At 55.3% G+C, this 989-nt stretch carries 1 protein-coding gene; it reads right to left on the bottom strand.

Annotated features, from left to right (window positions below; translation table 11 throughout):
- Window positions 1-97 precede the first annotated feature (97 nt).
- On the bottom strand, window positions 98-989 hold an 892-nt coding region (locus M3090_RS15390; RefSeq protein ID WP_249057734.1), incomplete at its 5' end, for a phosphoribosyltransferase.

Genomic DNA, 989 nt, shown 5'->3' with positions numbered 1-989 from the left:
AAAGGGAACGGGGATATGCTTGCCGACGGAAATGACGGGCTTTTACATTCCGCTGCTTGGGTCGGGAACTGGAATGTGTGTTCCGGGCAACTCGTTTTTATCCTTTCCCATTTTTTACTGTCCGCCCCAAAAACAGGCCGGTAACGGAATTGGCTCCAAGCTGCATCAACCTGCGTTTCATCTGCGTGAAGTTCTCGCCGGTGGACACAATATCGTCCACAAGGAACACATCGCGTCCCTGAAAATAGATGGGATGGAATATGAGGTTGGAGAGTTTGTCGAGGCCGTGAGTGCCTTTCATCTGCTCACGGTCTTCCCTTATCCAAGTGGCACGAAAGCCGTCGGTGATTTTCAGGCGGCGCGAAAGGAGGCTGCAAAACCGGGCGAACCGGGCGGCGTTGCGCTCGCGGGTAGCCGCCGGGATGGGGATAAGCACGGCATTGGCCGCCTTTTCCTTGTAGAAAGGCATACGGGCGATGCAAAGGGAGAAGATTTTGGCGACAAGGGCTGCCTGCTGTCCTTCCTTGAAGCGGAAAACCAAATTGCTGGTCTTGCGGTCTTCCACGCCGATATTTTTGCAGCGCGTGGGGTAATAGTCGTGGATATAGAAGCACAATGCGCCGTCGATGCGCATCTTGCCCTTGAAACGGGTGTTGTAGGGGAAGAACCGGCGCACGAAATCGCTGTCGAAGGTGAAACGGAGGATGTCGCGCCAAAGGGAGAGCGTGGCTTCGTCCTGCACGCGATAGACCTCGCCGTCGATGCTCTCCTTGTCAGCCAGCCCGATGCCGATGCTCAGGCGGTCGTTGAAAGCGTCCTTCGACACGATGTACCAGTCGAAGGACTCGCATATCCGCACGATGTCGCACTCCCGGCTGCATAGGAAATAGAACGTGTTGTCGGGTTTTTGGATTATCAGGAACTCGCCGGGCATCTCGGAGAGGGTGAAGTAATTGCTCACTTGGGCTTCGGGTACTTCACTAAGAGGG

Origin of the sequence: Bacteroides sp. ET71, from assembly GCF_023336905.1 — a bacterium.
Taxonomy (GTDB): domain Bacteria; phylum Bacteroidota; class Bacteroidia; order Bacteroidales; family Bacteroidaceae; genus Bacteroides.
This window is presented reverse-complemented; position numbering and strand designations above follow the sequence as displayed.